The organism is uncultured Henriciella sp., from assembly GCF_964005855.1.
GTDB lineage: Bacteria > Pseudomonadota > Alphaproteobacteria > Caulobacterales > Hyphomonadaceae > Henriciella.
Genome location: NZ_CAXFSW010000040.1, coordinates 1 through 3741 on the forward strand (window position 1 = coordinate 1; position 3741 = coordinate 3741).

Here is a 3741-nt window from a genome sequence, read left to right on the forward strand (position 1 = left end):
GTATAGGTGCCACTGCCGCGATAGACGGTGACATCGCTGCCATGGCGCACGGGCTGGTGCGCTGTGTAGGCCGTGGTGGGATAATAATCGCGTCCATAATAGCGGTCAGACGCCCACCACTCGAAACCATAGCTCGTTGCCGCCCCGTCCGCATGGCGCACCGGATAGGCGTGAGAATAGCTGTAAGGGCTGGCGTCATGCGCATAGGCGCCTGGATGGCGGCTCACCTGCGAACTGGTATAGCTATCGACATAGGCGCTTGAGGTGTATTGGCCCGCAGAGGCCGGGTGCCCGCGGGCCTGACGCTCAACCCGGATGATCCTTGTGGCCGCCCCGGAAGAGGTTTCGCAGGTCTGCGTATAGGTTCCGCCGCTCAGTTCCGAACAGCCATAAGCCTGCGCCGAGGCGGCTGGAATGGCGGGCAGAAAAAGGGCGGCGGCAAGGGCTGTAATATACTTCATGAGCGGCTCTCCGGGGGAAGCGTGAGCAGGTTGTTTAGGTTAATCCACAATTAACCTAACACGAACGCCGCGAGCGCCCAGCTCATTCTCGTGCTACGCGAACTGAGAGATGGTCAGTCCGGCAATTGCCGCAAGGCTTATGGCAAGGCCGAACCACGCCCACCAGGGCGGCCCTGCCGGGGTTGTATCGGCCGCTTCGCGGACGCGATCCCTTTCAAGAAAGTCTTCAAAGGCATCCATGACATAAGGCAGCCGTTTTAGCCGTTCGGTCACCTCACGGGTCTGGCGCGCAGCCAGCTTCGCTGCGCCAGAAGGCCCGAAATTCTGCGCAATCCAGCCCTTCACGATGGGTTCGGCGGCTTTCCAGATATCGTGTTTCGGATCGATGGAGCGGGCGACCCCCTCGACCTGAACCATCGTCTTCTGGAGGAGGACCAGTTCCGGCCTCAGACGCATCCCGAACGTGCGCGTATAGTCCATGAGCTGCAGCAGGATGCGCCCCATATAGACGTCCTCGGCCGGCTTGCCGTGGATGGGCTCGCCAATGGATCTCAGCGCCTGCGCAAACTCCCCGACGGACTGGTTGGCAGGGACATAACCTGCCTCGAAATGAACCTCGGCCACGCGTTGATAGTCACGGCGGATAAAGCCCCACAGTATTTCTGCAAGAAAGCGACGTTCATTAAGGCCGATCCGTCCGATCAGGCCAAAATCAACAAGGCCCACCTCATTGTCCGGCAGGATGAGTATATTGCCTTCATGCATGTCCGCATGGAAAACGCCGTGTCCGATGGCATGGGAGAGGAAGCCGCGGGTGATTTTGTTGGCGAGCTCAACCCGTTCCAGCCCGGGCTGGTCGAGGGCCTCGGGGCGCGTCAGCGGGATCCCCTCCACCCAGTCCATGGTGAGCACACGTTGGGCCGTGCGGTCCCAGTCCACGGCGGGCACGCGGAACCAGTCTTCCTGCTCCGAGATCGCCCGCATCTGGTCGGCGCCGCCGGCCTCAAGACGGAAATCGAGTTCCTTCTCCATAGAAGTCGCGACCGTCTCGGTGAATTTGACCGGCTCCAGCCTGCGGCTCTCGACCGAGGCACGCTCGACCGTGCGCGCGGCGCGGCGGATGGCGCGTAGCTCATGGTAGATCATGGCTTCCACACCTGGGCGGAGGATCTTGACCGCTTTCGGCCCGTCTGAGGTCTCCAGCCTGTGAACCTGCGCGAGCGAGGCCGCTGCGACAGGCTCACCGAGGCCAGCAAACAGGCTTTCGGCCTGTTCTTCGCCAAACTCACTGGCGAGGATTCTGTGGACGGCGTCCATGCTGAAGGGGTCCAGCTTGTCCTTCAGGCGTGAAAGATCCTGAGCCGTTTCAGCCCCGAAGACATCCGGCCGCGTCGCCAGGAACTGGCCGAGCTTGATATAGGCAGGCCCCAGCTTTTCTAGCGCGGTGGCGAGACGCTCGCCCGGGCGGCCGGTTGCGCGGCCACCGAACAGGCGCAGCACCCGCCCCGCCATGCGCGCCGGTAGCGGCAGACGGGTCTGATATTCGCCGGGCAGGATCACGTCGTGGCGCACCAGGGCGGTGCCTGCCCGCATCAGCCGGCCATAGTCAGCAAGCGCTTTCAGCAATGAAAGTCTCCAGTCTTCGGGAACGGCTTCAATGCATCGGCGTTTTGATCGCCACAACAAGGAGATGACAGATGGCTGACAACGCCCAATCCAACAATGGTTTTCTCTACTTTCTTGTAGGCGCCCTTCTCGTGGCCGTCATCGGCTTCGGCATCTGGTATTTCGCCGGCCAGCCGAGCAGCGCAGCTGGCGGTGACGCTGACCTTTCGATCTCGGTCAGCGAGGACGGCGTGGCCGTCGATACGCCCGACGAGTAGTCCCCTCAAGCCGCCCATCCAAAATGAAGCGCGGCAATACCGCCTGAGAAATTTGTAACGGACACGGCCGCGAAACCGGCCGTGTCCAGTTCTTTTCTGAACGCTTCCTGTTTCGGAAAGCGCCTGATGGACTCGACCAGATACTGATAGGACTCGCGATCGGAGGCGATCACTTCTCCCAGCCTCGGAATGACGCTGAAACTGTAGGCGTCGTAGAGTTTCTGGAACGCTGGCGCGGTCATATGGCTGAATTCAAGCACGGCGAGACGCCCACCAGGTTTCAGCACGCGGCGAAACTCTGAAAGGGCGGCCGCCCGGTCGGCTACGTTCCGGATGCCGAAAGCAATGGACAGCGCGTCGAACGTCTTGTCTTCGAAAGGCAGGGCCTGCGCATCGCCGCACACCCAGTCGAGGCGCCCTTCATAGGCGGCCATGTCGCGGCGGGCGCGCCCGGCATTCAGCATCGCCTCATTGATGTCGCAGACCGTCGCCTGCGCCTGCGAATCCCGCCTGCGCCGGCGGCCTGCCCTGTCAGCGCGGTCGATAAACGCCTTGGCGAGGTCGCCCGTGCCGCCTGCCACGTCGAGCAGGTGTTCGCCCGCCTGCGGGTTCAGCTTGGCAATCGTGTCGTGCTTCCAGAGCCGGTGAACCCCGGCCGACATGAGGTCGTTCATCAGGTCATAGCGACCCGCCACCGACTGGAAGACGCCCTTCACGCGGGACACCTTCTCTTCCGGAGAGACCTCTTCAAAGCCGAAGCTTACGGTCTTGTCTGTCTTGATTTCATCAGTCATGCGCGGCGACCATAGTGGCAGCTCTCGCGAAACGCTATATCGCCTTTCCATGCCAGAATTGCCTGAAGTCGAGACAGTTCGCCGCGGCCTTGCCCCCGTCATGGATGGCAGGCGTATCCTGTCGGTCGAACTGCGCCGGCCTGATCTTCGGTTTCCGTTCGCCACCGATTTCTTGGAGCGCACTGTGGGCAAGCGGATCGAACGGCTGAGCCGACGCGCCAAATACCTGGTGGCCCAGCTGAACACCGGTGATGCACTCATCATGCACCTTGGAATGTCGGGACGGTTCACCATTACAGGGGGCGGACGGCCCGGAAATTTCCACCATGAAATCGGCCCGGATACCAAACATGATCACGTCGTCTTCACGATGGAAGGCGGTGAGACGGTCACCTATAACGACCCTCGCCGCTTCGGCTTCATGGAGATCTGGCCCCTCTCCCAGCTCGATGTCTATCCGCGTCTTGCGGGCTTTGGGCCTGAGCCACTTTCCAACGAATTTTCCCATGCCTGGCTGAATGAGGCGCTGGCGAACAAGTCGGGACCGATCAAATCGGTCCTCCTCGACCAGCGCGTCATTGCCGGTCTTGGCAACATCTATGT

5 protein-coding genes are annotated in these 3741 nt (G+C 61.6%); 2 read left to right on the forward strand and 3 right to left on the reverse strand.

Annotated features, from left to right (window positions below):
- Together ABNU55_RS15610 and ubiB are read right to left on the reverse strand one after the other, a co-directional pair.
- Window positions 1-461, reverse strand: a 461-nt coding sequence (locus tag ABNU55_RS15610; protein ID WP_348764587.1) for a hypothetical protein, incomplete at its 3' end; no start/stop codon positions are given.
- Window positions 462-554: 93 nt separating this feature from the next.
- On the reverse strand, window positions 555-2087 hold the full coding sequence (gene ubiB, locus ABNU55_RS15615) for a 2-polyprenylphenol 6-hydroxylase (RefSeq protein WP_348764588.1): 1533 nt from the start codon (window positions 2085-2087) through the stop codon (window positions 555-557).
- A gap of 71 nt (window positions 2088-2158) precedes the next feature.
- Here ubiB and ABNU55_RS15620 point away from each other — a divergent pair, with 71 nt between their 5' ends.
- Entirely contained in the window at window positions 2159-2344 is a 186-nt protein-coding gene (locus ABNU55_RS15620) for a hypothetical protein (RefSeq protein ID WP_290748338.1), read from the forward strand.
- A 5-nt stretch (window positions 2345-2349) separates the two neighbouring features.
- On the opposite strand, the gene ubiE is transcribed toward ABNU55_RS15620, so the two are convergent.
- On the reverse strand, window positions 2350-3138 hold the full coding sequence (gene ubiE, locus ABNU55_RS15625; protein WP_290748340.1) for a bifunctional demethylmenaquinone methyltransferase/2-methoxy-6-polyprenyl-1,4-benzoquinol methylase UbiE: 789 nt from the start codon (window positions 3136-3138) through the stop codon (window positions 2350-2352).
- A gap of 49 nt (window positions 3139-3187) precedes the next feature.
- Between ubiE and ABNU55_RS15630 the strand changes: the two genes are divergently transcribed.
- Window positions 3188-3741, forward strand: a 554-nt coding sequence (locus ABNU55_RS15630; protein ID WP_348764589.1) for a DNA-formamidopyrimidine glycosylase family protein, incomplete at its 3' end; no start/stop codon positions are given.